This is a genomic window from Luoshenia tenuis, assembly GCF_014384745.1.
GTDB lineage: Bacteria > Bacillota > Clostridia > Christensenellales.
Map to the genome: position 1 here is coordinate 30,052 of NZ_JACRSO010000005.1, position 26,092 is coordinate 56,143.

At 61.7% G+C, this 26,092-nt stretch carries 21 protein-coding genes; 19 read left to right on the plus strand and 2 right to left on the minus strand.

Annotation, left to right across the window (positions count from 1 at the left end; translation table 11 throughout):
• Positions 1–44 precede the first annotated feature (44 nt).
• Positions 45–965 carry a thioredoxin-disulfide reductase gene (gene trxB / locus H8699_RS10645; RefSeq protein WP_249285671.1) on the plus strand — a complete coding sequence of 307 codons (921 nt, stop codon included), beginning with the start codon at positions 45–47 and terminating at the stop codon, positions 963–965.
• A gap of 246 nt (positions 966–1,211) precedes the next feature.
• Here the strand turns inward: trxB and H8699_RS12490 are convergent, their stop codons facing one another.
• Positions 1,212–2,072 carry a CAP domain-containing protein gene (locus tag H8699_RS12490; RefSeq protein ID WP_283244220.1) on the minus strand — a complete coding sequence of 287 codons (861 nt, stop codon included), beginning with the start codon at positions 2,070–2,072 and terminating at the stop codon, positions 1,212–1,214.
• Between the two features lie 283 nt (positions 2,073–2,355).
• Here H8699_RS12490 and H8699_RS10655 point away from each other — a divergent pair, with 283 nt between their 5' ends.
• The 8 genes from H8699_RS10655 (at position 2,356) to H8699_RS10690 (ending at position 12,849) form a co-directional block, all read left to right on the plus strand.
• Positions 2,356–2,793, plus strand: a complete 438-nt coding sequence (locus H8699_RS10655) for a hypothetical protein (RefSeq protein ID WP_249285672.1) — start codon at positions 2,356–2,358, stop codon at positions 2,791–2,793.
• Between the two features lie 109 nt (positions 2,794–2,902).
• Positions 2,903–3,604 carry a metallophosphoesterase gene (locus H8699_RS10660; protein ID WP_249285673.1) on the plus strand — a complete coding sequence of 234 codons (702 nt, stop codon included), beginning with the start codon at positions 2,903–2,905 and terminating at the stop codon, positions 3,602–3,604.
• A 266-nt stretch (positions 3,605–3,870) separates the two neighbouring features.
• Complete coding sequence (gene glmM / locus H8699_RS10665; RefSeq protein ID WP_249285674.1) at positions 3,871–5,232, plus strand: phosphoglucosamine mutase; 1,362 nt, start codon at positions 3,871–3,873, stop codon at positions 5,230–5,232.
• A gap of 156 nt (positions 5,233–5,388) precedes the next feature.
• Positions 5,389–6,489 carry an Ldh family oxidoreductase gene (locus H8699_RS10670; protein ID WP_249285675.1) on the plus strand — a complete coding sequence of 367 codons (1,101 nt, stop codon included), beginning with the start codon at positions 5,389–5,391 and terminating at the stop codon, positions 6,487–6,489.
• A gap of 653 nt (positions 6,490–7,142) precedes the next feature.
• Positions 7,143–10,397 (plus strand): response regulator, encoded by a 3,255-nt coding sequence (locus H8699_RS10675; protein ID WP_249285676.1) that lies wholly within the window; start codon positions 7,143–7,145, stop codon positions 10,395–10,397.
• A gap of 176 nt (positions 10,398–10,573) precedes the next feature.
• Positions 10,574–11,350, plus strand: coding sequence for a basic amino acid ABC transporter substrate-binding protein (locus H8699_RS10680; protein WP_249285677.1), 777 nt, complete (start codon positions 10,574–10,576; stop codon positions 11,348–11,350).
• An 88-nt stretch (positions 11,351–11,438) separates the two neighbouring features.
• Positions 11,439–12,152: an amino acid ABC transporter permease gene (locus tag H8699_RS10685; RefSeq protein ID WP_138296465.1), complete on the plus strand. Its 714-nt coding sequence runs from the start codon at positions 11,439–11,441 to the stop codon at positions 12,150–12,152.
• A complete protein-coding gene (locus tag H8699_RS10690; RefSeq protein ID WP_249285678.1) occupies positions 12,127–12,849 on the plus strand; it encodes an amino acid ABC transporter ATP-binding protein in 723 nt (240 codons plus the stop codon). The genes H8699_RS10685 and H8699_RS10690 overlap by 26 nt, the downstream gene beginning before the upstream one ends.
• A gap of 486 nt (positions 12,850–13,335) precedes the next feature.
• Here H8699_RS10690 and H8699_RS10695 read toward each other — a convergent pair whose 3' ends face one another.
• Positions 13,336–13,917: a DUF1989 domain-containing protein gene (locus H8699_RS10695; RefSeq protein ID WP_249285797.1), complete on the minus strand. Its 582-nt coding sequence runs from the start codon at positions 13,915–13,917 to the stop codon at positions 13,336–13,338.
• A 460-nt stretch (positions 13,918–14,377) separates the two neighbouring features.
• Here H8699_RS10695 and mraZ point away from each other — a divergent pair, with 460 nt between their 5' ends.
• The 10 genes from mraZ (at position 14,378) to H8699_RS10745 (ending at position 25,927) form a co-directional block, all read left to right on the plus strand.
• Positions 14,378–14,809, plus strand: a complete 432-nt coding sequence (mraZ, locus tag H8699_RS10700) for a division/cell wall cluster transcriptional repressor MraZ (RefSeq protein ID WP_147518620.1) — start codon at positions 14,378–14,380, stop codon at positions 14,807–14,809.
• A 2-nt stretch (positions 14,810–14,811) separates the two neighbouring features.
• Positions 14,812–15,750: a 16S rRNA (cytosine(1402)-N(4))-methyltransferase RsmH gene (gene rsmH, locus H8699_RS10705; protein WP_249285679.1), complete on the plus strand. Its 939-nt coding sequence runs from the start codon at positions 14,812–14,814 to the stop codon at positions 15,748–15,750.
• 70 nt (positions 15,751–15,820) lie between these two features.
• Positions 15,821–16,330 (plus strand): hypothetical protein, encoded by a 510-nt coding sequence (locus H8699_RS10710; protein WP_249285680.1) that lies wholly within the window; start codon positions 15,821–15,823, stop codon positions 16,328–16,330.
• A gap of 42 nt (positions 16,331–16,372) precedes the next feature.
• On the plus strand, positions 16,373–18,475 hold the full coding sequence (locus H8699_RS10715; RefSeq protein ID WP_249285681.1) for a stage V sporulation protein D: 2,103 nt from the start codon (positions 16,373–16,375) through the stop codon (positions 18,473–18,475).
• A 41-nt stretch (positions 18,476–18,516) separates the two neighbouring features.
• Positions 18,517–19,977 carry a UDP-N-acetylmuramoyl-L-alanyl-D-glutamate--2,6-diaminopimelate ligase gene (locus H8699_RS10720; RefSeq protein ID WP_249285682.1) on the plus strand — a complete coding sequence of 487 codons (1,461 nt, stop codon included), beginning with the start codon at positions 18,517–18,519 and terminating at the stop codon, positions 19,975–19,977.
• 48 nt (positions 19,978–20,025) lie between these two features.
• On the plus strand, positions 20,026–21,045 hold the full coding sequence (gene mraY, locus H8699_RS10725; RefSeq protein ID WP_138296457.1) for a phospho-N-acetylmuramoyl-pentapeptide-transferase: 1,020 nt from the start codon (positions 20,026–20,028) through the stop codon (positions 21,043–21,045).
• Positions 21,046–21,188: 143 nt separating this feature from the next.
• On the plus strand, positions 21,189–22,592 hold the full coding sequence (gene murD, locus H8699_RS10730; protein ID WP_249285683.1) for a UDP-N-acetylmuramoyl-L-alanine--D-glutamate ligase: 1,404 nt from the start codon (positions 21,189–21,191) through the stop codon (positions 22,590–22,592).
• Positions 22,573–23,790, plus strand: a complete 1,218-nt coding sequence (ftsW, locus tag H8699_RS10735) for a putative lipid II flippase FtsW (protein WP_249285684.1) — start codon at positions 22,573–22,575, stop codon at positions 23,788–23,790. Before murD ends, ftsW begins: the two co-directional genes overlap by 20 nt.
• An 81-nt stretch (positions 23,791–23,871) precedes the next feature.
• Positions 23,872–25,131, plus strand: coding sequence for a UDP-N-acetylglucosamine 1-carboxyvinyltransferase (gene murA, locus H8699_RS10740; protein ID WP_249285685.1), 1,260 nt, complete (start codon positions 23,872–23,874; stop codon positions 25,129–25,131).
• A 34-nt stretch (positions 25,132–25,165) separates the two neighbouring features.
• Complete coding sequence (locus H8699_RS10745; RefSeq protein WP_249285686.1) at positions 25,166–25,927, plus strand: cell division protein FtsQ/DivIB; 762 nt, start codon at positions 25,166–25,168, stop codon at positions 25,925–25,927.
• The last annotated feature ends 165 nt before the right edge of the window (positions 25,928–26,092 follow it).

Below are 26,092 nucleotides of genomic sequence, written 5' to 3' on the forward strand. Positions count from 1 at the left end.
TGATAAGCATACGGATAAAATTGGATGAGATGGAGTGAAACGCCATGCTGGATTGTTTGATCATCGGCGGCGGCCCGGCGGGGCTGACGGCCGCATTGTACGCTGCCCGGGGCGGCCTTGATACACTGGTGCTGGAAAAGACCTTTGCCGGCGGCCAGGCGGCCACCACCAGCCTGATCGAGAATTACCCCGGCTTCCCCAAAGGGGTGGAGGGGCCGGAGCTGGCCATGCTGCTCCAGAGCCAGGCCGAGGCCATGGGCGCCAAATTCGAGTACGCCCAGGCGGAGCGGCTGGAGCTAAACGGCCCGGTCAAGGCCGCCATCCTGCCGGGCGGGGAGCGGCGGGAGGCCCGCAGCCTGATCCTGGCCCTGGGGGCGGAGCCGCGCACCTTGGGCCTTGCGGACGAGGCGCGCCTGCGCGGGCGGGGCGTATCCTACTGCGCCACCTGCGATGGCGCGTTTTTCAAGGATAAAGAGGTGTTCGTAGTGGGCGGGGGCGATACCGCCGCGGAGGACGCCCTGTTTTTGACCCGCTTTGCCGCCCGGGTGCACCTGGTGCACCGGCGCGATGCCCTGCGCGCCGCGCGGGTGCTGCAAAAGCGCATCTTTGCCCACCCCAAGATCGTGCTGCATTGGGACAGCGTGGTCACCGCCCTTTCCGGGGATACCCGCCTGGAGAAGATCACCCTGCAAAACCGCAAGACCGGGGCGGAGCAGACCCTGCCGGCGGACGGGCTGTTCGTAGCCATCGGCACCATTCCCCAGACCGAGATCGTGCGGGGGCAGCTGGCGCTGGACGAGGCGGGCTATATCCTGGCGGATGACCATATGCGCACAGAGATCCCGGGCGTATTCGCCGCCGGGGATGCGCTGCAAAAGCCCCTGCGGCAGATCGTCACCGCCGCCGCAGACGGGGCCGTGGCCGGCTGGCAGGCCGAGAGCTACATCGGCGAGCTGGAGGACTGAGGCCCAAGGGGTTTGCTCCCTGCGCCCCATCTGTCATGCAGAGCGAGGCCGAAGCCCCGGGCGAAGCATCTCCCGCGTGCGCTGTTGGCCGCGCCTATCCGCGCCGCCTGTCAAAAAGCAATAGCGGGAAAAGGGCCGGAGCATCCTGGACAGGACAGCCGGTAATCCCAACAAACAATAGCAAAAAGCCCCGCATTTGCGGGGCTTTTTTTGCTGCCGGGCGACCCGGCCGTCATTACAAAGCGCTTACTTCCCGACGAACACCTGCGCCAGGGTCACATAGCCGTTGGCATCCGTCACGATGCCGATGCCCACATGGGTATAACCCTTGCCCAGAATATTGGCCTTGTGGCCAGCGGAGTTCATCAGCGCCACATGGGCCTTTTCCACATTGGCGTTTTTGGCGATGTTCTCGCCCGCCGAGCGGTAGGAGACCCCGTAGCGGCTGAGCATGCTCCCGATGTCGCCATAGGTGGGGGACTCGTGGGCAAAGTAGTTGTTGTTTACCATATCCTGTGCCTTGAGGCGGGCCACCTTTTGCACGGTGGGGTCCACCTGCAGGGCGCTAAGGCCCTGCTTGGCCCGCTCCTCATTGACCATGTTCAGCATGGATTGCTCCAGCGCCGTCATGGAGCCGGAGGCCTCCGGCGTAGTGGTGGGCTGGGCGCTGGGCGTGGCGGTAGGCTTTGCTGAAGGCTTGGGCGTAGCCGTGGCGCTGGGGGCCGCGCTGGGCTGCGGGGTGGCGGTGGGTCGCTCCGTAGGCGTCGGCTGGGCGCTGGGGGCTGCCGTGGGCGCTGCCGATGGCGCGGGCGTCGCCGTAGCGCTGGGCGTGGCTTGCGGCGTTTGGGTAGGCGTAGCGCTGGGCGTTGCCTGCGGCCCCTGGGTAGGCCGGGGCGTCAGGCTGGGGCAGCCGGGCTTAATGGTGATGGCGCAGCCCGGCCAGGGGCGCAGCTGCGGGCAGCGGTAGATGGCGATAAAGCGGATGGCGCAGCGGTTCAGACCGTAGTAATTTACGCCCCGGGCGGCGGCCTGGCCCGTAGGCGCGCCGGCCAGCAGCAGCGTAGCGGTCAGCGCGCCGGCCAGTATGGTTTTCATGGATCGATGCATGTTAAACTCACTCCTTTAAAATAATTCACACGGGGGCTTGATTTTTCATATGCTTCATGGTACAAAGTATAAGACACCTTTCCGGAAGGGGCGGGGGGTTGCCCGTTGACCGTATCCTAACGCAAATTGTTACGAAAATGCAATAAATTTGGAAGCGGGCTTCCAAGGTAAGTTTTTCCAAGCGCCCGCTGCTTTGGATATGCGCATGCCCCGGCAGGGTGCCGCATAAGATGGCGACACGTAGGTCAAATCAACAATCGTGCGAAAAGGAGAGGATTCGTTCATGGCGTTGGTGAAGTGCCCTCGGTGTGAAGTGAATTACATGCGCGATACGGATCAGTATTGCGCCGTGTGCCGTAAGGAAATGAATATGAAGATCAATGCCGACCCCAAGGTGGAGATGTGCGTGGAGTGCGGAGAGAATCCCGCCCTGCCGGGGAAGGACGTTTGCCTGGCCTGTTACCAAGAGGGGTTGCACGCCGTCGTGGAGGAGGACCCGCCCCAGAGCTGGGACGAGGATGAGGATACCGAGCTGGAAGAGGCCGGCGCGGATATTTTAGACGATGAGGCGGATATCGACCTGGAGGACGTGGAAGAGCTGGAGGATCTGGAGGATATCGCCCTGGAAGAGGACGACGAGATCCCCACCGACGAGCTGCGGGAGATCCAGAGCGACCTGGGGATGGACGAGGAAGAAGAGGAGGACGCGGAGGACTTTTAGCCCGCCCGCTTCACCCTTTACGATAGCTTTCGGGGACCGCCTGGGTCAAAGCAGGCGGTCCTTTTTGCGGGCCCGCGCGGCAAACGGCCGGGCCGGGGAAGGGGACTGGATGAGGATTTTTGCAATAGGGGATCTGCACCTGTCGGGCGCGCAGCCCAAGAGCATGGATGTTTTCGGCCGCCACTGGGCCAGGCATTGGGACCGTATCCGCGCCAACTGGCGGGAGGTGGTGCAGCCACAGGACGTGGTGCTGGTGCCCGGGGACATCAGCTGGGCGATGGATTTAGGCGGCGCCCAGGTGGACCTGGACGAGATCTGCCAGATGCCGGGGCAAAAGGTGCTGCTGCGGGGCAACCACGATTACTGGTGGTCCAGCCTGAGCCGGGTGCGCGCGGCCCTGTGGGGGGATACCTATGCCCTGCAAAACGACTGTATCCGCCTGGGGGATGCGGCGGTGTGCGGCACCCGCGGGTGGCTGTGCCCCAACCCGGGGCAGTTCAGCGTGCAGGATGAAAAGATCTATAACCGGGAGCTGGGGCGGATGGAGCTCTCCCTCAAGGCCTTTCAAAAGACCGGCCTGCCCACGGAAAACCTGGTGGTGATGACCCACTATCCCCCCTTTAACGACCATCAGGAGCCCTCCGGCTTTACGGCGCTTTACGCCCAGTACGGCGTGAAGCGGGCAGTGTACGGGCACCTGCACGGGGCGGGGCTGCGCAACGCCTATGAGGGCACCATGGACGGGGTGCAGTATTTTCTCACCTCCTGCGATTATCTGGAGTTCAAGCTCCAGCTCATCGCGCAGATTTAAGGCCCGTTTTATCCCCCGGCGCTTGATGCGCCACGGGCCGCCGGAAGCGGAGAAAACGCCTCCCTTTGCGCCTGCGTTTGCTGCAATACGGCGCGCGGGGAGGCGTTTAATGCGCCTGCACGCCCCAGGGCGGCGGAGCATTTACCGGCAGGGAGCGATGCCCCGGCTGCCATTTATCCGGCGTTGATATTTACGCTTCCTGCCGCGTATGCTATAATAAACGGGATTTTTGTCAAACCATTTGTAAAGAAGGGGGACATCCGAATATGGGTATCCTTTTTGGTACGGACGGCGTGCGCGGCGTCGCCAACTCTGAGCTGACATGCGAGCTGGCCTTTAAACTGGGGCAGGCAGGGGCCTATGTGCTGACGGGGGAGACCCACCACCGTCCCCGCATCCTGGTGGGGCGGGATACCCGCATTTCCGGCAACATGCTGGAGGCCGCGCTGGTGGCGGGCATCTGCTCGGTAGGGGCTGAGGCCGCCCTGGTAGGGGTGCTGCCCACCCCGGCAGTAGCCTACCTGACCCGCGCTTACGAGGCGGACGCGGGCGTGATGATCTCGGCCTCCCACAACCCGGTGGAGGATAACGGCATCAAGTTCTTTAACGCCCAGGGCTATAAGCTGGCCGACGCTATTGAGGACGCCATTGAGGACATCATCCTGAATAACCGCAAGGAGCTGCCCCAGCCCATCGGGGCGGAGGTGGGGGCCAGCGTGCAGATGCGCAACGCCCGCAGGGATTACATCCGCTTTTTACAATCCACCATGGAAACCCGCCTGGAGGGCCTGTTCATCGTGCTGGACTGCGCCAACGGCGCGGCCTCCCACGTAGCGCCGGAGGTGTTCCGGGCGCTGGGCGCCAAGGTGTGCGCCTTTTATGACGACCCGGATGGCACCAACATCAACGACAACTGCGGCTCTACCCACCCCAAACACCTGCAGCAGCGGGTGGTGGAGCTGGGCGCGGATGTGGGCCTGGCCTTTGATGGGGACGCCGACCGGCTTATCGCCGTGGACGGGCGGGGCGTGATCGTAGATGGCGACCAGATCATGGCCATCTGCGCCGGGGAGATGCGCCGCCACGGCACGCTGAAAAAGGATACCCTGGTGGCCACGGTGATGAGCAACATGGGGCTGGACCTGGCCATGCGGCGCGAGGGCGTCAAGATCGAAAAGACCGGGGTGGGGGACCGTTACGTGCTGGAAAAAATGCTGGCCGAGGGGTATAACCTGGGCGGCGAGCAGAGCGGCCACATCATCTTTTCGGATTTTAATACTACGGGGGACGGCATGGTCAGCGCCCTGCAGCTGACCGGCATCATGGCCCGCACGGGTAAGCCCCTTTGCGAACTGGCCGATATCATGCAGGTGCTGCCCCAGGTGCTGGTGGGCGCCAAGGTCTCTAACGAGCGCAAGGATTACTTTGCCAAGGAGGCGGCCATTGCCGAGCGCATCGCCCTTTTGGATAGCAAGTACGCCGGCCGGGGCCGGGTGCTGGTGCGCGCCTCGGGTACCGAGCCGCTGGTGCGCGTGATGATCGAGGGCGAGGATCTGGACGAGATGCAGCGGGACGCCCAGGGGCTGGCCCAGCTGATCGAGCAGCAATTAAAGGTCTGCCCAGAATAGGGCGCGGAAGGTTTGTAACAAAAGGGCCGGTCAAAAGACCGGCCCTTTTGCTATACCGCCTGGGCAGGCTTTGTCTTGTCACCCCGGGCGGGATGTGCTATCCTGTTACATAGAGTTTTGTTATTTTGGGACGAATTTTAAGGGGGAAATAGTGCGATGGCTTACGTAACGATAGACTACAAGGCGGCGCTGGACTTTTGCAGGGACTTGTTCCCTAAATACGGCTTTACCAAAGAGCAGAGCGAGCAGGTGACCGATGTGCTGCTGCGCGCGGACCTGTACGGCATCGAATCCCATGGCCTGCAGCGCCTGGTGCGCTACCACCAGGAGATCGGCTTTGGCATGGTGGATACGCAGGCCCGGCCCGAGGTGGTGTTTGAGACCCCGGTCTCCGCGGTGATCGACGCGCACAAGATGATGGGGCAGCTGGCCGGCCGCTTTGGGATGGAAAAGGCCATCGAAAAGGCCAAGACCACCGGCATCGGCATGGTGGTGGTGCGCAACTCCAACCATTACGGCATCGCCGGGTATTACACCAAAATGGCCGCGGATGCGGACATGATCGGCGTGTGCATGACCAATACCGAGGCGATCATGGTGCCCACCTTCGGGCGCAGGGCCATGCTGGGGACCGACCCCATCGCCGTTGCCATGCCGGCCGACCCCACCCCCTTCCTCTTTGACGCGGCCACCACCGTGGTGCCTCGGGGCAAGCTGGAGGTCTACAATAAAAAAGAGCAGCCCCTGCCAAACGGCTGGGCGCTGGATGCCGACGGCCTGGGCTGCACAGATGCCAGCGAGGTGCTGCACAATATCATCCATCGCCTGGGCGGCGGCATCCTGCCCCTGGGCGGGGAGGGCGAGCTGAACAGTGGCTATAAGGGCTACGGCTTTGGCATGATCTGCGAGCTGTGCACCGGCATCCTGGCGGGCGGGCCCACCGCCAACCATATGACCTCGGTGGGGGATCATGCGGATACCTCCCACTGCTTCTGGGCCATAGATTACGGCATCTTTGGGGATAAGGCGCAGATCAAATCCCGCTTTTCCACCTATCTGGAGGAGCTGCGCACCTCCCCCAAGGCCAAGGGACAGCAGCGTATCTATATCCATGGGGAAAAAGAGCTGGAATCCATGGGCAAAAAGCAGAGCGAAGGGCTGCCGGTCAACGATAAGACCCTTTCGGAGATGCGGCGCATCGGCACCGAAATGGGGCTGGATGTGGACCACTATTTTGGGAATATCGGCAAGGCTTAAGGGCCTGCTGGTTTTGGGGCGAGGGCCGTTGGCTTTCGCCCCTTAAAAGTATGGGTTTTGATTCAGATGTATCGCTCCCTCCGGCGCGCCTTTAGGCGCGCCACCTCCCACGGCAGAGGGGGGCAAGAAGGGTGCGGCGGGACGGGCGGCTTAAGTGTTCTCCTCAACGATGGCAGAACCGAACAACTCGGGGTTCGCAGGGGGCTTGCGTGGCGCGGCTTAACTTATGTGCTCCCCCCTGACAACGACAAAGTCAAGCAACTCTCAATTCGCTGCGGATTCACCCTTTGCAGCACGTCGGCTGCTCGGGTTTATCTCGCGCTCATTGGGCGCTACGTTCGCTTCTTCCGCCACTGGCGGCGCTCATTCCGCGCCCTCACCGGGTACTGCACTCGCTGCTTCGCCCACCGGGCGCGCTCGTTTCGTACCCTCACAGAGTACTGCGTTCGCTCCTCCCGCCACTGGCGGCGCTCACTGTGTACTCCACTTCGGCGCGGGCACTATAGATTTCCGCTGGACGCGTTCGCTATAGATTTCCGGCGGCGCTCGCTGTGCGCCCTCGCTGGCGCTTGGAATGGCACTTGGGTATGCTTGAGAGGCGAATGAATCAATAAAAACAGGCCGGCGCTAAAGCCGGCAAGGGGTGAATGGCAATGACGCAGGCGCAAAGAGATGAGGCCGTGGGCCTGGCGCAAAAGATCTGCGTGGAGTATTTTTGCAACAGCAATATCGCCTTTCTGGTCTCCACCTTCGCGCCAGATATCATATGGCTGGGCGGCGGGGAGGATCAGCGGGCCGAGGGCGCGCAAAACGTGGCCGCGGCCTTTTGGGCTGGCGAATCCGAGGCGATCCCTTACGATATGACCAACGAGCGCTACGTGGCCCTGGAGCTTAAGCCGGACTGCTACCTGGTCGAGGGGGAGAGCGACCTGCACGCCCGGCCGGAGAGCGGCATGGCGCTGGACGCCCACCAGCGGGTCACCTTTATCTTCCGGCGGATGGATGGAGCGCTCAAGTGCGCGCACATCCATAATTCCATGCCCTTTAACGCCCTGCAGCCCGGCGAGCTGTTTCCGGTGAAAAAGGCGCGGGAGGACTTTTTGCGCCTGCAGCAGGCCTATGACGACCAGAACCGCCAGATGGAGCTGATCTTAAGCCAGCTGCCCGGCGGCGCGGTGATCTGCCGCCTGGACGAGGGGATGAGCGTAAAATGGGCTACGCCGGGCTTTTACGCGCTTTTGGGCTATGCCGGCCCTGCGGACTTTGCGGCCGATCAGGGCGGCAGCTATGCCAGCCATATGGATAAGGCGGACGCCCGGAAGATCCTGCGGCAGATCGGCGCGCTGGAGATTGAGACCGGCACCTGCGCGCTGCAATACCGCATCCGCAAAAAGGACGGCGGGGAGCTATGGGTGCTGGACAGCGCCAAAAAAGTGCGGGATGTGGATGGGGAGAGCGTCAACTACTCCTTTGTGACGGATATTACCCAGCGGGTAGCCCAGCAGCTGCAGCTGGAGAACCAGGCGCGCTTTTTGCGCCAGCTATACGATACGGTGCCCTGCGGCATCTGCCAGTTCAGCATAGAGGGGGAGCACGAGCTGCTCTCGGCCAACCAGCAGGCCCTGGCGATCTACGGCTATGAGGACCTGCAGGAGGGGCAGACCGCATTTCATCCCCTGCGGGATGCGCTGGCCTGTCCAGACGGGCGGGTGCGCAAGGCCGTTTGCGCCGTGGTGCGCCAGGGCGGCAGCGCCCGCTACCAGCGCCAGTGCGTCAAGCCGGACGGCGGGCTGCTGTGGGTGGATGTGCATATCGAGCGCATCCAAAACGCCCAGGGGCGGGACGTGATCCAGATGGTGGTCATCGATATCACCGAGCAAAAGCGCTACCAGCAGGCGCAAGAGCAAGAGCGCCTGATCGAGAACCGCTCGCTGCGGGCGGCCATCTGCACCGCCTATCCGGTGATCCTACAGATCAACCTGACAAAGGATAGCTTTACCGTGATCAACCAAGAGCAGGGGGCCACGCATCTCAACGGCCTGCACAGCTATCAGCAGATGGTGGAAGCCAGCAGGCTCATCGTGGATGAGGATTACCGGGAGGACTTTAACCGCCGCTTTGACCGCCGGCAGGTCATAGACCGCTTTCGGGCGGGAGAGCGGGAGCTGTACGCGGAGATGCGCGTAGCCGGGGAGGACGGCGCGCGGCACTGGATCGCCCTGCATCTGGTGGCGGTGGATAACCCCTATAATGACGACGTGCTGGCCATCGAGCTTATCAAGTTGCTGGACGAGCAGCGGGCCCAGAGCGCACGCCAGGAGCAGCTGCTGCGGGATGCGCTTGCCGCCGCCAACACCGCCAATAAGGCCAAGAGCGACTTCCTCTCCCGGATGAGCCACGATATCCGCACCCCCATGAACGCCATCATCGGCATGAGCGCCATCGGCCTGTTAAAGGCGGCGGAGCCCGATCGGGTGCGGGATTGCTTCCAGAAGATCGACCTGAGCTCCAAATACCTTTTGACCCTGATCAACGACATCCTGGATATGTCCCGCATCGAGAGCGGCAAGATGTATATCGATATTGCGCGCTTTGACTTTGAGGAGCTGATCGACGGGGTGGATCACATCATCTACCCCCAGGCCCAGGAGGCCGGGCTGCATTACGAGGTATATGTCATGGGCCAGGTGGCCAGCTGCTATGAGGGGGACGCGCTGCGCATCAATCAGGTGCTGATCAACCTGCTGGGCAACGCCGTCAAGTTTACCCCAGCCGGGGGCCGGGTCACCCTCACAGTGCGCGAAAAGGCGCGCCGGGGCGGGCATGCCACGCTTCAGTTCGTGGTGGCCGATACCGGCCAGGGCATGAGCGAGGCCTTTCAGGACCGCATGTTTCAGCCCTTTGAGCAGGAGCGGGACGACGAGGCGCGCAACAGCGTAGGCAGCGGGCTGGGGCTTTCCATCGTCTACAATATCGTCCAGCTGATGGAGGGCAGCATCAGCGTCCAAAGCCAAAAGGGAAAGGGAACGGCCTTTACCGTATCCCTGCCCCTGGGCCTTTCCCCGCAGGACGAGGCCTCGCCCCGGCAGGAGAGCACCCTGCTAGAGGGGATGAGTATCCTCATCGCCGATGACGACCCGGTGGTGGGCGAGCAGGCCGCCGCCCTCATGGCCCAGGTAGGCGCGCGGGCGCAGTGGGTGGATTCGGGCCAGCGGGCCGTGCAGGCCGTACAAGAGGCGCTGGCGCAGGATTGGGGGTACGATGTGGCCCTGATCGACTGGAAGATGCCCGGCATGGACGGGGTGGAGACCACCCGCCGCATCCGCGCCCTGGTGGGGCCGGAGACCACCATCATCATCATCTCCGCTTACGATTGGAGCGATATCGAGCAGGAGGCGCGCCGGGCCGGGGCGGACCTGTTCATCCCTAAACCGCTGTTTCGGGATACCCTGTACCGCACCCTGCGCCAGCGCGCCCCCCGGCGGGCCGCGCCCCAGCTGGGGCCGCAGGCGGGTTTTGCGGGCAAGCGCGTGCTGCTGGTGGAGGATAACCTGCTCAACCGGGAGATCGCCAAATCCCTTTTGGAGATGCAGGGCCTGCTGGTAGAGGAGGCGCCGGACGGGGCCAAGGCTGTGGATGCCTTTGCCGCCCACGGCGCGGGCTATTACGCCGCCATCCTCATGGATATCCGCATGCCGGTCATGGGCGGCCTGCAGGCCACCAGCGCCATACGCGCCCTGACCAGGGCGGACGCGGGGCGCATCCCCATCATCGCCATGAGCGCCAATGCCTTTGAGGAGGATAAGCGTCAGGCCGCCGCCTGCGGGATGGACGCCTACCTGGTCAAACCCATCGACGTAAAGGACCTGACCCTGACGCTGGGACGCTACCTGACACAAACGGAATAAAAATACATTTTATGCATAAATTCTGTGGGGATAACCCCCGGTTAGACCCTGATTTTGCGGAATGTATGGTTATGGGCAGGAATTTTCAGCAAATATATTGCAAAAAAATACATTCTATACTACAATAACACTTGTCTTTTATTGTAGACGAATTGAGAGATGGAGGCGTTTGTAAAGTGAAAAAGAAGGTTATGGCCCTGGCGCTGGCCCTGTGCCTGTGCTGTGGCGCTGCGCTGATGACCGGCTGCGGCCAGGATGGCGGCAAGATCATCATGGGCACCAATGCGGAGTTTGAACCCTTTGAGTACAAGACCGAGAGCGGCATCGTAGGCAATTTTGATGGGTTGGATGTAGCCATCGCCCAGGAGATCGCCAAGGATATGGGCAAGGAGCTGGCCGTGGAGGATATGGACTTCGGTTCCCTGATCGGCGCGGTATCCACCGGCAAGGTCAACTTTGTGGCCGCCGGCATGACCATTAAGCCCGACCGGCTGGAGAACGCGGATTTCTCCGATACCTATTTTGACGCCGGCCAGGTCATCATCGTGAAAAAGGGCCAGACGGATATCAAATCCAACGAGGACCTGAAGGATAAGAAGATCGGCGTGCAGGAAGGCACCACGGGCGACGAGGCCGTCAGCGAGCTGGGCGGCTCCACCGAGGTCTACCGCTTTAAAAAGGGCATGGACGCGGTGCTGGATCTGAACAACGATAAGATCGACGCCGTGGTCATCGACGAGATGCCCGCCCGCGCCTTCGTGGCCAAGAACGAGGGGCTGGAGATCCTGGATGAGCCCTTCACGGTAGAGTCCTACGCCATCGCGGTGAAAAAGGGCGATACGGCCACCCTGGAAGCCATCAATAAGACCTTAAAGCGCATCAAAGAGGACGGTACGTTTGACGAGCTGTACAAAAAGTATATCGACGCGTATGTGGAAAACTTTGAGGAATAATTCGCTTTAAGTTCAGTGGGAGGATAGCTCTCGGGCTATCCTCCTTTTGGCATAGACGAAGAAAACCTTCGATGGGACGGTGAAATGGATGGATTTTTGGACGAATTTATCGGATTCGATCTATCTGAACTTTATTAAGGACGACCGCTGGACGCTGATGCTGGACGGCCTGGGGATGACGCTGCAGGTGGCGCTGTACGCAGTGCTGCTGGGCGTAGTGCTGGGGCTGATCGCGGCGCTGATGCGGCTGAGCCAGTTCCGCATCGGCCGGTGGCGCCCGCTCAACACCATTGCCAGCATCTATATCGATGTGGTGCGCGGCACGCCTATGGTGCTGCAGCTGATGATCATGTACTTTGTGGTGTTCGGCTCGGTCAATATCCCGCGCATTCTGGTGGCCACGCTGGCCTTTGGCTTTAACTCCGGCGCCTACGTGGCCGAGATCTTCCGGGCGGGCATCCTGTCCATCGATCAGGGGCAGATGGAGGCCGGCCGCTCTTTGGGCCTTAGCCACCGGCAGACCATGATGTACATCATCCTGCCCCAGGCCATCAAAAATATCCTGCCGCCGCTGGCCAGCGAGTTTATCGTGCTGATCAAGGAGACCTCCATCATGGGTTATATCGGCATGCAGGATCTGACCAAGGCGGCAGACGTGATCCGCTCCCGCACGTTCGAGGCGTTTTTGCCCCTGATCACGGCGGGTCTGATCTACTTTATCATCATCTTTACGCTGACCAGGCTTTTGGCCATCATGGAAAGGAGGTTGCGCCGCAGTGATTCGCGTGGAAGGACTCACTAAATCGTTTGGAGAGCTGGAGGTGCTAAAGGGCATTACCGAGCACATCGCTCCCGGGGAAAAAGTGGTGGTGATCGGGCCTTCGGGCTCGGGTAAATCCACTTTCCTGCGCTGCCTGAATCTGCTGGAGCAGCCCACCGCCGGCAAAATATACATCGAGGGCGAATGCATTACCGATAAGGGGTGCAACGTCAACAAAGTGCGCCAGAAGATGGGGATGGTGTTCCAGAACTTTAACCTGTTCCCCCACCGCACGGTGCTGGATAACGTGGCCCTGGCCCCTACCAAGCTCAAGCTGCTTTCGGCGGGCGACGCTAAGGATAAGGCCATGGCGCTGCTGCGCCGCGTGGGGCTGGACAGCAAGGCGGATAACTACCCCGTGCAGCTGTCCGGCGGCCAGAAACAGCGCGTGGCCATCGCCCGGGCGCTGTGCATGAGCCCGGACATCATGCTCTTTGACGAGCCCACCAGCGCCCTGGACCCGGAAATGGTGGGCGAGGTGCTGGAGGTTATGAAGCAGCTGGCGCAGGAGGGGATGACCATGGTGGTGGTCACCCACGAGATGGGCTTTGCCCGGGAGGTGGGCAGCCGCCTGCTGTTTATGGACGAGGGCGTGATCCTGGAGCAGGGGGACCCGCGGGAGATCTTTGCCGCCCCCAAGCACGAGCGCACCCGCAGCTTTTTACAAAAGGTGCTCTAGCTTTTAATCAAACGTCTCTTAAAAAGAGCCGGAAGGTCAATCCTTCCGGCTCTTTTTGTATCCCCGCAGGGCAGGGCGCGGGTATCATCCCAGCAGAGGGCGTAAGGAGATTCCTCGCCCCGCTTGGAATGACAAAATGAAAATGATAATTTACGTTGGAAAGTATCATTTAGTACTCACTGCGTTGTCATTCAGAGAGAGGCCGTAAGGCCGAGCGAAGAATCTCGTGCATGGGCAGGAAAGCGGCGCTTGACCTGCGCTGCGCGGTGCAGGCACGGCCAACAGGGCGTAAGGAGATTCCTCGCTGGCGCTCGGAATGACAGAATGAGAAATGATAACCTGCGTGGGAAAGTATACTTATCCATTCGCTTCTCGAGCATGCCCAGTGTCATTCCGAGCCGAAGGCGAGGAATCTTATGCGAACCCCTTAGCCCTGCCTCATGGCAGTATCTTGGCCCGCGCCCGCCCGTGGCGGCCGATCGCCACTCAATCCTCGAGGATCACCTTGATGGGCGTGCACCGCCCGGCGTTGCAGTCGCTTTCGGCCACGCTGCAGGCCGCCACCCCCAGACGGACGTCCATCTTCGCCTCCAAAACGATCTGGTCCCCCGGCCGGGAGAGCGGACGGAGGACGGCAATATCGCCGTTGGGCTTGATGCGGGTATGCATAAACAGGTTGACCGGGTGAATGACCGGCCGGCTTTCCCCAAGGCATTGGTTGATGTTGTCCAGGCAGTTGGGGTGCCCCGAGCCGTTGTGATAAAAAAAGTCGTACATCTCTTTCCGGCAGCAGGGGTGCAGCAGGTCGTGCTCGCCCACCGTATCCGCCAGTATCTGGAACATGGGGCGGTAGCGTGTCGAGTAGAGCAGATCGCCCACCCGCAGCCGCAGGGATTCGTTGCAGTCTATCGTTACGCCGGGGGAGAGGAACTCCTCTGGCTCCCTTTGGTTCTCCGCAAAAAAGTCCACCACCTGGCCCCCCTCAAGGTCGATGACCGTGATGCGCTGCCCCGCTGCTGCCGCGATCGCCCGCCCGCTGCAGGCGGCGATGTGGTATTCCTTCTTCAAATCCATCACCTTCACTTTCTCTGTGCCGATATTGTATCACATCAAAATTGTGGGGTGAAGCCCCGCCTCGGAGAAAAAACGCTTGCCGCGCTGACAAAACCGTGGCGGCAGGCCCCACTTTCTCCCACCCGGGGGAAAATTCCGGGGCACTACCCCTGGTTTCATCTGCTATAACGGTAGGGGATGTGGGATAAATCCCCAAAAACACAACAAATTGTACGCCTTCCCCTGCTTTTGGGGCAACATTCTACAATATATGGGCTTTTATCCCATTTATAGTATATTTTGACGGAATTTACAATATAGAAAAACCGGGTGAATTGGGGGTAAAGTGGAGGTAAAAAATCTTAAATTTTGGGATATAATACTTGAAAAGTGGTATGAAGTGGTGTAAAGTGGTATTACATCCCGCACTAGGGGTGTAAAATTCAATCCCAAAGGATGAAAGGGGGTGGGAAGCATGTTTTACGGCGAATACGCCCATACGCTGGATGCCAAAGGGCGCATGAGCATGCCCGCGCGCTACCGCGAGGAGCTGGGCGAGAAGTTCATGGTCACCAAAGGCATCAACAACTGCCTGTTCGTCTTTCCCATGGGCGAGTGGAACGCCTTTGCGGACAAGCTGCGCGCGCTTCCCACCACCGATAAGACGGCCCAGATCTTTTTGCGCTTTCTGTTCGCCGGCGCATGCGAGTGCGAGCTGGACAAGCAGGGGCGCATCCTGCTGCCGGCCAGCCTGCGCGAGTTCGCGGGGCTGGAAAAAGAGGTCATGGTCATCGGCGCGATGACCCGGGCGGAGATATGGAACCGGGACCGCTGGAAGGAATATTCCACGGCTGCGGCGGATGAGTATGACGAGGTGCTGGCCCAGATGGCCCAGCTGGGGATTTAGACATGGGCGAGTTTACCCACGTTACCGTATTGCTGCAAGAGGCAGTAGAGGCCCTGCAGGTCAAGCCGGGCGGCGTTTACCTGGATGGGACGCTGGGCGGCGGGGGCCATACCGAGGCGATCCTTCGCCAGAGCGGGCCGGACGGCGTGGTCTACGGCATCGACCGGGACCGGGACGCGCTGCGGGCCGCGGGCGAGCGGCTGGCCGCCTTTGGGGAGCGGCTTAAGCCCTTGCACGGCAATTTTCACGATGCCAAAGCCCTGCTGGCGGCTCAGGGGGTCGCGCAGCTGGATGGCGCGGTGCTGGATCTAGGGGTCTCCTCCTTTCAGTTTGACGAGGGGGAGCGGGGCTTCAGCTTCCAGGAGGACGCCAGGCTGGATATGCGCATGGATCAAAGCTGCGGGCGCACCGCGGCGGATTTGTGCAATACCCTGAGCGGAGAGGAATTGACGCGGATCATCCGCGATTATGGCGAGGAGCGCTGGGCGGCCCGCATCGCGGCCTTTATCCTGCAGGCGCGGGAGAAAAAGCCGGTGGAGACCACAGGGGAGCTGGTTTCCATTATCAAAGCGGCCATCCCCAAAGGGGCCAGACGGGATGGGCCCCACCCCGCGCGCAGGACCTTTCAGGCGCTGCGCATCGCCGTCAACGACGAGCTGGAGCCGCTGGCAAAGGCGCTGGAGGAACTGGTCTCGCTGCTGGCCCCCGGCGGACGGCTGGCGGTGATCACCTTCCACTCTTTAGAGGATCGGATCGTCAAGCAGACCTTTAAGCGCCTGCAAAACCCCTGCATCTGCCCGCCCAAAGCGCCGGTCTGCACCTGCGGAAAGTTGCCAGTGGCGCAGGTCGTCACCCGCAAACCCATCCTGCCCAGCCCGGCAGAGGTGGAACAGAACCCGCGCAGCCGCAGCGCAAAGCTGCGGGTCGTGCAAAAGCTATAGCGGAACCGCCCCGTACCCTGCATTTGGAAGAGGGGGCCGGGGTTCTAAATAACACGTGGAGAGAATAATCATGGTAGCAGCACAAAAAGGGAGCACGGCTCGTAAAATCGAATATCAAAACGAAAAACGGCCGCAGCTGCGTCTGGCCGAGCCGCCTGCGCGCATGCCCCAGGCCGGGCGGGTGGTCAAACCCCAATCCAAGGCCAAGCCCATCGTGCTGCTGATCCTGGGCTTTATTTTGGCGATCGTGGTGGTCACGCGGTTTTCCATCATCGCCCAGAACGCCAACCAGATCCACACCCTGAAAAACGAACTGAGCGAGGTGGAGAAAAAGACCGCTTCGCTGGAGCATCAGCTAAACTCCGTCCAAAATCTGGACGTGGTGATGAACGAGGCCTCTAAGAGCCTGGCGATGAACGCGCCCAGCGAGGACCAGGTGCGCTATGTTTCCCTGCCCATGACGCCCTCCGAGGCCCAGGCCCAGGCGCAGGCCCAGCAGCAGGAGCGCGAAAGCGCCTCCGCCGGCAGCACCTCGCCCATCGGGGAGTTTTTCTCGCGCGTGGTCTCCTGGCTTGATTAGGGCGCAGGGGCGGCCATCAAACCATAAAGGAGGGAACACCCCATGGCATCTCCCGGAATGATGAATAAAAAAAGGTTACTCGCTTTTTTATCAGCCGTAACCTTACTTTTTTTTGTGCTCTTTGGCAGGCTGGGTTATATCCAGCTGGTGCAGGCCCAGTGGCTGCAGGAAAAGGCGGCGGACCAGTGGACGCGGGATCTGGCGGTATCCGCCAAGCGGGGGGATATTCAGGATCGTAACGGCAACATCCTGGCCCAAAGCGCCAGCGCCGATACGGTGGTGGTGCGCCCCTCCCAAATCAAAGATGTGGACTATACCGCCGATAAGCTCAGCGAGATATTGGAGATGGACCGGGACGAGGTGATGCAAAAGCTGACCAAGGACGCCTCCGAAGTCTGGCTCAAGCGCCAGGTGGAGAGCGAGCAGGCGGACGCCATACGCCAGCTGAACCTAAGCGGCGTGGTCTTTACCGAGGACAGCAAGCGCTATTACCCCCGGGGCAACTTCCTTAGCCAGGTGCTGGGCTTTTGCTCGGTGGATGGGCAGGGCCAGGAGGGCCTGGAGCTCAAGCTCAATAAGTATTTAGCCGGCACCGATGGGCGCATCGTGGCCGAGACCGATACCAAGGGCCGGGAGATGCCCTACTCCGTCAGCCAGTATATCGCCCCTCAGGATGGGTACGACGTGACGCTGACCATCGACTACGTCATCCAGAGCTTTGTGGAAAAGGCCATGGAGGACGCGCTGGTCAAGTACAACGCCAAGGCCATCCAGTGCGTGGTGATGGACCCGCAGACCGGCGAGGTGCTGGCCATGGGCAATAAGCCCGATTTTGACCTCAACGACCCACCGCGGGACGACCTGGATACCCTAAAAGCCTTGAGCCGCAACTCCTGCGTGGTGGATGTGTACGAACCCGGCTCTACCTTTAAGATCGTTACCACCGCCAGCGCCCTGGAGCTGGGCGTGACCAGCACCGACGCGCACTTCAACTGCCCGGGTTACGCCATGGTGGATGGGGAAAAGATCAAGTGCTGGCGCTCCTACAATCCTCATGGGGACCAGACCCTGGCCCAGGCGGTGCAAAACTCCTGCAACCCGGCCTTTGTGGCGCTGGCTCTGGCCATGGGGAAGGAAAATTTTTACGACATGATCTATAACTTCGGCTTTGGCTCCACCACCGGCCTTGATTTTACCGGCGAGGCCGGCGGCATCGTCCGAGCCGAGAAGTACGTGAAAAACGTGGATCTGGCCCGCATCGGCTTTGGCCAGTCCATCGCGGTCAGCCCCATGCAGCTGATCACCGCCGTATCCGCCGTAGCCAACGGCGGCAACCTGATGAAGCCCTACCTGGTCAAATCCATGACGGATAACGAGGGCAACGTGGTGGAGGAGACCACCCCTACGGTGGTGCGCCAGGTGATCTCTTCGCAAACTTCGGACACCATGCGCCAGATCCTGGAGGACGCGGTCACCAACGGCTCGAAAAACGCCTACGCCGCCGGGTACCGCGTGGCGGGCAAGACCGGTACCGCCCAGAAGTATGTGGACGGCAAGATCGATAACACCAAGCACGTGGCCTCCTTCGTGGGCTTTGCCCCGGCGGACGACCCCAAGATTTGCGTGCTGTTCATCGTGGACGAGGCCACCGGCGTGCCCAGCGACTTTGGCGGCACCCTGGCCGCGCCCTATGCCCGGCAGATCATCGAGGATACCTTAAAGTATATGAAGGTGAAGCCCCAGTATAAAGAGGGCGAGGGGCAGGGGGACGCGCTGGTAGCGGTGCCCAACCTGGTCGGCAAGTCCTCTGAAGATGCCCGCAAGGCGCTGGAGGATGTGGGCCTTGTGATGAGCGCTGACGGCACGGGCGCCAGCGTTACCGAGCAGGACCTGCCCGAGGGCACCGAGGTGGCCAAGGGCGCCACCGTCAACGTGATACTGGGCGAACCCTCGCCCCCGGCGGGCGATACCGCCGTGCAGGTGCCGGATGTGACGGGCAAGACGCCGGAGGAGGCCAATGTCATCCTCACCACCTACGGGCTGCAGCTGCTGCCGCGGGGCAACGGCGTGGCGGTGGCACAGAGCCACTCGCCCGGCACTACGGTGACCATCGGCACCCAGATCGCGGTGGATTTCAGAGAGTAGCATAAAAGAGCGGGAATAAACAGGCAAAGGAGGCCATGCAGATGCAGCTTAGTGATTTGATCCGGGATGTGGAGGGCGCCTTATTGCGCGGCAGCGGCCAGACCCGGATCGGGGAGCTGACCATCGATTCGCGCAAGGTGGCCCCGGGGGCGCTGTACATCTGCATCCCGGGCACCCGGGTGGATGGGCACGCCTTCGTGCCCCAGGCCCAGGCGGCGGGGGCCGCGGCCATCCTTTGCGAGCGGGAGATGGATACCGACCTGCCCCAGGTGATCGTCCCGGACGCGCGAAGGGCCATGAGCACCGTGGCGGCCAACTTTTACGGCCGCCCCGCCCAGGGGATGAAGCTGCTGGCCGTCACCGGTACCAACGGCAAGACCTCCACGACCTACATGCTCAAGTCCATCGCCCAGGCCGCGGGGCTTAAGGTGGGGCTGATCGGCACCATCGCGGTGATGATTGGCGAGCAAACCATCCCGTCTGATATGACCACGCCCGACCCCATAGAGCTTCAGCGCCTGCTGCGGCAGATGGCGGACGCGGGGGTGGAGCTGGTGGCCATGGAGGCCTCGGCCCACGCGCTTTACCTGCGCAAGCTGGAGGGCATCCGCTTTGCGGCGGCGGCCTTTACCAACCTGACGCAGGATCACCTGGATTTCTTCGGGGATATGGCGCATTACCTCAAGGCCAAGGCCCGGCTGTTTGAAGGGGATATGTGCGAAAAGGCCGTGCTCAACCTGGATGATGAGGCGGTGCGCGCCCTGGCGCAGCGGGTATCCGTGCCCAAACTGACCTTCTCCATCGCAGGAGCGGCGGACCTTACCGCCCAGGATGTGGCGATGGATGTGCGGGGCTCCCGCTTCACCCTGCGGGAGGGGGATGAGGCCCTGCCGGTCTTTCTCAAAATGCCGGGGCTGTTTGCGGTGCATAACGCGCTGACCGCCGCGGGCCTGGCGCGGGCGGCGGGCATCGGCCTTGAGGAGGTGGCCCGCGGCCTTGACGCCTTAAGCGGGGTGGCCGGCCGCTTTGAGGTGGTGGAGCACCCGCGCGCGCCCTTTAGCGTGATCGTGGACTACGCCCACACGCCGGACGGGCTGCAAAATATTTTGGGCACCGCCCGCACCCTGGAGCACAACCGCATCATCACTGTGTTTGGCTGCGGCGGGGATCGGGACAGTAAAAAGCGCCCCATCATGGGGCGGGTGGCCGGAGAGCTTAGCGACCTTTGCATCGCCACCAGCGATAACCCCCGCACCGAGGACCCCTACGCCATTTTGGAGATGATCCGCCCGGGGCTGGAGCAGGCGGGCAAACCCTATGAGATGATCGAAAACCGCATGGCGGCCATCGAGCGGGCCATCGCCCTGGCGGGGAGCGGGGATATCGTGATCATCGCCGGCAAAGGGCATGAGGATTACCAGATCGTGGGCACACAAAAGCACCACTTTGACGATAGGCAGGCCGCGCGCGCGGCGCTGGAGGCGCGTTTTCCCAAAGGATAAGGCGGGCTGCAGCCACAAGAGAAGAACGGTTTAAGGAGAGATCAATCCATGTTCCCAATCACCATCCCCGAGCAGATTCAGGCGCTGAGCTTTGCGGTGGTCATCGCATTTGTGGTGGCGCTCATCGTGGGCCCTATCGTCATCCCGGCGCTGCTAAAGCTCAAAGTGCGCCAGACCGAGCGGGAGGACGGCCCCCAAAGCCACCTGAAAAAGAGCGGCACCCCTTCCATGGGCGGGCTGATCATCCTGGTGGGGCTGCTGGTGCCCTGCGCCATATTGATGCGCGGGGATATCGACTTTCTCTCCTTTAGCGTCCTTGTCACCCTGGGCTTTGGCCTGGTGGGTTTCTTAGACGACTATATCAAGGCCCGCAAGCACCGCTCCCTGGGGCTCAAGGCTTATCAAAAGATCATCGCCCAGTTCGGGCTGGCGCTGATCTTTGCCTGGTACGCCTACCAGCATCCGCTGATCGGCTCCTCGATTTTCGTGCCCATCGCCAATATCGAGTGGGATCTGGGGCTGTGGTACATCCCCATCACCATGTTTGTGATCATCGGCACGGTCAACAGCGTTAACCTTTGCGACGGGGTGGACGGGCTGGTCAGCGGCGTGACCATGATCGTGGCGGCGGCCTTTGGCATCATCTGCATGGCCATGCTGAACCTGCCGGACATTGAACCGGCGCTGGCCATGAATATCCGCAACCTCATGGTCTTTACCGGGGGCGTGGCGGGGGCCTGCCTTGGGTTTTTGCGCTTTAACGCCCACCCGGCCAAGGTGTTTATGGGGGATACCGGCTCTTTTGTCCTGGGCGGGGCCGTGGTGGCCATGGCGATCGCCACCCGCACCATGCTGCTGCTGCCGCTGATGGGGATCTGCTATGTGATCTCGTCTGTGTCCGATATCATACAGGTGGGCAGCTACAAGCTGCGCAAAAAGCGGGTGTTCCGCATGGCGCCATTCCACCACCACCTGGAACTGGGCGGCATGAGCGAAACGCAGATCGGCGTTTTATACATGTCCATTACCGGGGTATGTTGCCTGGCGGCCATCATGTTGCTGCAATAGTGCCTTTACGCTAGCTGCCGCCTTCAGGCGGCGCTTGTGCTATAGACGGGTTTCGACAGGGCCCGGCAAATTTACACATTTTACTAAGGATAGGGCGCCTTTTGCCCCCGGGCGGGAGGCGAATGGGAAATGGAGGTCTTCCTATGGGTTCGTTTAAGCAAGAGATCGCGGGAAAAAAGGTTTTGATCGTGGGCGCGGCGCGCAGCGGCGTGGCGGCAGCCAAACAGCTGTGCGCGCTGGGGGCCCAGGTGACGTTGAACGATTCCAAGGGGGAGGACGAGCTGCCCGGCGTGATGGAGGAGATTCGGAGCCTGCCCATTGCCAGGGCCCTGGGCTGCCCGGCTATGGATTGCTTGGCGGGCCAGCAGCTGATGGTTATCAGCCCCGGCGTGCCCATCCAAAGCCCCTTTATCGCGAAAGCCCGCCAGATGGGGATCGAGGTGATCGGCGAGATCGAGCTGGCCTTTAGGCTCTGTCCTGAAGGGGTGCGCCTGGCCGCCATCACCGGCACCAACGGCAAGACTACCACCACCGCCCTTTGCGGGGAGATCTTTAAAGCCGCCGGGCAGCGGGTGCACGTGGTGGGCAATATCGGCACGCCCTTTATCTCCCGGGTGCCGGAAATCGCCCCCGGGGATGTGGTGGTGGCCGAAATCAGCTCCTTCCAGCTGGAATCCGTATCCGCCTTCCGGCCGTCGGCAGCCGCCCTTTTGAACCTGACCGAGGATCATTTGAACCGCCACGGCACTATGGAAGAATACTTGCGCGTCAAATCGCGTATCTTTGAAAATATGGAGGGCGAGGACGCCCTGTTCCTCAACGCCGACGCGCCGGCGCTGCGCGGCGTAGACAAGGGCGCCCGCTGTAAGGTAGGTTCCTTCTCTCGCAAAGGGCCGGTGGCTTTTGGCGCCTATGCGCAGGACGGGACGGTGTACTTTGCCGGCGGGGAGGGGACCGAAAAGATCTGCGCGGTAAAGGATATCTTTATCCCCGGGGCGCATAACCTGGAAAACGCGCTGGCCGCCGTATCCCTTTGCATGGCGCTGGGCGCGCCGGCCAAGGCCGTGAAAAAGACCCTGCGGGATTTCCAGGGGGTGGAGCACCGCATCGAGTTTGTCACCGAGGTGCGGGGCGTGCGCTTTATCAACGATTCCAAGGGTACCAACCCGGATTCCACCATCAAGGCCATCCAGGCTATGGACCGGCCTACGGTGCTGATCTGCGGCGGGTACGACAAGCACGCGGACTTTTTGCCCATGGTCAAGGCCTTTACCCCGCAAATTCAGACGCTGGTGCTGATCGGCCAGACGGCGGACCAGATCTTGGCCGCCGCCAAAAAGTGCGGGTTTGACCGGGTGATGCGCGCGGGCGATATGGCTGGCGCGGTCAAAACCGCCTTCCGCGTGGCCCAGCCCGGGGGCAGCGTGCTGCTAAGCCCCGCCTGCGCCAGTTTTGATATGTTCAGCGATTATGAAGAACGCGGCCGCGTGTTTAAAGATGAAGTGCGGCATCTTAAGGAGGCGCTAGATGGCCAATCCCAATCCTAGGGTACCCGCCCGCAGTCGCGCGGCAAGCGCGCCGCAGGCCCAGCCCCGCCAGGGAGGCGGCAAACGGGCCGCAGACCGGGCAGGGCGCAAAAAATCATACGATTATTCCATCCTCTTTGTCACGCTGCTTTTGGTGTGCATCGGCATCGTGCTGGTGTACGATGCCAGCTATTACGCCGCCAGCCAGTCCAAGCTGTACAATTACGACGGCATGTTCTTTTTCAAAAAGCAGATGTTCGGCGCGGCGGTGGGCTTAGGGCTGATGCTTTTGACCATGCGCATCCCCTATAAAAAGCTGGAGAAGTTCAAGACCGTGGGCATCCTGGGGGCCATCGGCCTTCTGGCCTGCGTGTGGGTGCCGGGCCTGGGGACCGAGGCCAACGGCGCGACCCGGTGGCTGAATATCGCGGGCATCTCCATCCAGCCGGCGGAGCTTGCCAAGTTCGCCCTGGTGCTGTACATCGCCGGCTTTGTGGCTAAGGACCGCAAGCGCATCCGCAGCTTTAAAAACGGGGTGCTGCCCATCCTGCTGGTGGGCGGGGTGATCGCCGGGATGGTCTTTTTACAGCCCAACCTGTCCACGGCGGCTTCCATCGGCTTTTTGATGCTGGCCATGCTCTTTGTGGCCGGGGCCAACCTGGGGCACCTGGCGGTGATCCTCACCGGCGCGGTGGGGGCCATGGTGGCCGCGGTACTGTTGGATAAGGACGGCTACCGCTTTAAGCGCTATACCGCGTTTTTAGACCCCTGGGCGGACGCCTCGGATACCGGGTATCAGCTGGTGCAATCCCTTTACGCGCTGGGCTCGGGCGGGCTTTTCGGCATGGGCTTTGGCAACAGCCGCCAAAAGTATCTCTACCTGCCCTACCGGGAGAGCGACTTTATCTTCTCCATCGTGGGGGAGGAGTTTGGCCTGGTGGGGTCGATCCTGCTGCTGGGGATCTTTATCTTCCTGATCTGGCGGGGCATCCGCGTGGCGCTGACCTGTAAAGACCTTTTTGGCTCGCTGCTGGCGGCGGGCATCACGGCGGTCATCGCCATCCAGGTCATCATCAACGTGGCCGTGGTCACCGGCTCCATGCCGCCCACGGGCGTGCCGCTGCCCTTTATCAGCGCGGGCGGCACCAGCCTTATGATCTTTATGGCCGCCATCGGCATCCTGCTCAATATCTCAAGGTCTACCCGCTCCACGCCTTAGGGCGCCGGCGCGGGTTGCGTTGTAACACAATTTCCACCCCCGACATAGGATGTGGATAGATTGTTCGTGGGGGGTGGAATCATGGCAATGATCCGGATACGGGGCGGCAGGCCCCTGCACGGAGAATATACCGTGCCCGGTTCTAAAAACGGAGCGCTGCCTATCCTGGCGGCCTCCATCCTGTGCAGCCAGGGCCCGGTGACCCTTTTGGGCTGCCCGCATTTGAGCGATGTGGAGAACATGCTCGCACTGCTGCGGCATTTGGGCTGCCAGACCCGTTGGGAGGGGGACGCCCTGACCATTGATGCGCAAAACGCCCGCGTCAGCCAAATGCCCGAGGAACTGGCCAAGGTGATGCGCTCGTCCATCTTTATGCTGGGCCCTCTGCTGGGCCGGTTTGGCAGCGCGGTAGCCACCTATCCGGGCGGCTGCGACATAGGCCTTAGGCCCATCGACCTGCATTTAAAGGGCTTGCGCACCCTGGGCGCGCGCATTACCGAGCAGGCGGGTTACATATTCAGCGACGGAGCCGCCCTGAAAGGCGGCATGATCCATTTAGACTATCCCAGCGTGGGCGCTACCGAGAATTTGATGATGGCCGCCGCGCTCACTCCCGGCACCACGCGGCTGACCAACGCCGCCCGGGAGCCGGAGATCGTCCAGCTGCAGGACTTCTTGCGGGCCATGGGGGCGGATATCTCGGGCGCGGGCACTGAGACCATTACCATAAACGGCGTGGAGCGGCTTTCCGGGTGCAGCTTCCCCATCGCGGCGGACCGCATCGTGGCCGGTACATTTTTGGTGGCCGCGGCCATCACCGGCGGGGAGATCGCCCTTCGCGGCGCGCCGGTGGAGCAGCTCGCGGCGGTGGAAGCCAAGCTGCGTGAGGCCGGCTGCACATTGGAAAAAGACGGGGCGCTCTGGCGCTTGCGCGCCCCGGCAAAGCTAGGCGCCATCGAATCCATCGAGACCCAGCCCTACCCGGGCTTCCCCACCGATATGCAGGCGCTGTTTCTGGCGCTGTGCACCCGGGGGCAGGGGGCCAGCGTGATCACCGAGAATATCTTTGAGAACCGCTTCCGGGTGGTGCCCCAGCTTGCGCGCATGGGCGCACGCATCCGGGTGAGCGACCGGACGGCCATCGTCCACGGGCCGGGCAGGCTGACCGGCGCTGGCGTTACCGCGCCGGACCTGCGGGGAGGCGCCGCGCTGGTGGTGGCGGCCCTGGCGGCCGAGGGGGAGACCCGCATCGGCCGGGTGGACCTGATCGACCGGGGATATGAGCACATCGAGCAGGACTTAAGCGCCCTGGGCGCAGACGCGGTGCGCATCGAAGGATAAACAAACCCGAAGGTACGAAGGAGAAATTAGAGCCATGGCCAAGGCATCCAAAGAAAAAAAGAAGATGAAAAAACCCAGCACCCTGGTGACCTGGCTGCTGGGCCTGCTGCTGGCGCTGACGCTGGCCGCCATTTTGAACCTCGAGGTGCTGATCGTGCGGGACGTGCAGGTCTACGGCAACGAGACCGTGGCCACCGAGGACATCGTGGGCATGGCGGGCGTAGCCCTGGGGGAGAACATCTTTAAAGTCAACCTGGATGCGGTCAAGGCCAATATTGAGGAGAACCCCTATCTGGTGGTGGATCATATCGGCTACAAGCTGCCCGATAAGATCAGCATCGTCCTGCACGAGCGCAAGGCCCGCGCAGTGCTGGAGTACCTGTCCAGCTATATCCTCATCGACGAGGAGGGCACCCTTCTGGAGCTGAAAAGCAAGGGGGAGGACGTGCCGGAACTGCTGGTCAAGGGCGTGGAGGTGGTCTCCTTTACCACCGGCAAAAAGGCGGAGCTGAGCAACCCCTACCAGATGGAGGCCTGCGGCATGGTGCTCTCTGAGTTTTATACCCAAAACGCCCAGGAGCTGATCAGCGAGATGGACCTGAGCAACCCGGACGACATCACCCTCAAGACCACCGCCGGCATCGCCGTGCGCTTTGGCCAGGCCAAGGATGTGGAAAAGAAGGTGACCTGGGTGCGCACCCTGATCCCTCAGCTTCAGGCCGAGGGCAAGGTGGGCACGCTGGATGTGACCGCCGCCGAGACCGGCGCTAGCTTCCGCGAAGAGCCGGTGAGCTGAGTTTGTAAGCGCGCCCAAATAGCCGCTGCTGCGCCCCGCTAAAAAAGCGGGGCGTTTTTGCACGCCTTAAAGCGGTTTATCGGTGGGGGTGAGGATATGCCGCGCTGTCATTCCGAAGCGTCAGCGAGGAATCTCGTGCATGGACGGGAAAGCGCCGCTCGACCT

Excerpts from the sequence above, each read along its gene's own strand:
- trxB (WP_249285671.1), top strand. The coding sequence starts at position 45 with ATGCTGGATTGTTTGATCATCGGCGGCGGCCCGGCGGGGCTGACGGCC.
- H8699_RS12490 (WP_283244220.1), bottom strand. The coding sequence starts at position 2,072 with ATGCATCGATCCATGAAAACCATACTGGCCGGCGCGCTGACCGCTACG.
- H8699_RS10655 (WP_249285672.1), top strand. The coding sequence starts at position 2,356 with ATGGCGTTGGTGAAGTGCCCTCGGTGTGAAGTGAATTACATGCGCGAT.
- H8699_RS10660 (WP_249285673.1), top strand. The coding sequence starts at position 2,903 with ATGAGGATTTTTGCAATAGGGGATCTGCACCTGTCGGGCGCGCAGCCC.
- glmM (WP_249285674.1), top strand. The coding sequence starts at position 3,871 with ATGGGTATCCTTTTTGGTACGGACGGCGTGCGCGGCGTCGCCAACTCT.
- H8699_RS10670 (WP_249285675.1), top strand. The coding sequence starts at position 5,389 with ATGGCTTACGTAACGATAGACTACAAGGCGGCGCTGGACTTTTGCAGG.
- H8699_RS10675 (WP_249285676.1), top strand. The coding sequence starts at position 7,143 with ATGACGCAGGCGCAAAGAGATGAGGCCGTGGGCCTGGCGCAAAAGATC.
- H8699_RS10685 (WP_138296465.1), top strand. The coding sequence starts at position 11,439 with ATGGATTTTTGGACGAATTTATCGGATTCGATCTATCTGAACTTTATT.
- mraZ (WP_147518620.1), top strand. The coding sequence starts at position 14,378 with ATGTTTTACGGCGAATACGCCCATACGCTGGATGCCAAAGGGCGCATG.
- rsmH (WP_249285679.1), top strand. The coding sequence starts at position 14,812 with ATGGGCGAGTTTACCCACGTTACCGTATTGCTGCAAGAGGCAGTAGAG.
- H8699_RS10710 (WP_249285680.1), top strand. The coding sequence starts at position 15,821 with ATGGTAGCAGCACAAAAAGGGAGCACGGCTCGTAAAATCGAATATCAA.
- H8699_RS10715 (WP_249285681.1), top strand. The coding sequence starts at position 16,373 with ATGGCATCTCCCGGAATGATGAATAAAAAAAGGTTACTCGCTTTTTTA.
- H8699_RS10720 (WP_249285682.1), top strand. The coding sequence starts at position 18,517 with ATGCAGCTTAGTGATTTGATCCGGGATGTGGAGGGCGCCTTATTGCGC.
- mraY (WP_138296457.1), top strand. The coding sequence starts at position 20,026 with ATGTTCCCAATCACCATCCCCGAGCAGATTCAGGCGCTGAGCTTTGCG.
- murD (WP_249285683.1), top strand. The coding sequence starts at position 21,189 with ATGGGTTCGTTTAAGCAAGAGATCGCGGGAAAAAAGGTTTTGATCGTG.
- ftsW (WP_249285684.1), top strand. The coding sequence starts at position 22,573 with ATGGCCAATCCCAATCCTAGGGTACCCGCCCGCAGTCGCGCGGCAAGC.
- murA (WP_249285685.1), top strand. The coding sequence starts at position 23,872 with ATGGCAATGATCCGGATACGGGGCGGCAGGCCCCTGCACGGAGAATAT.
- H8699_RS10745 (WP_249285686.1), top strand. The coding sequence starts at position 25,166 with ATGGCCAAGGCATCCAAAGAAAAAAAGAAGATGAAAAAACCCAGCACC.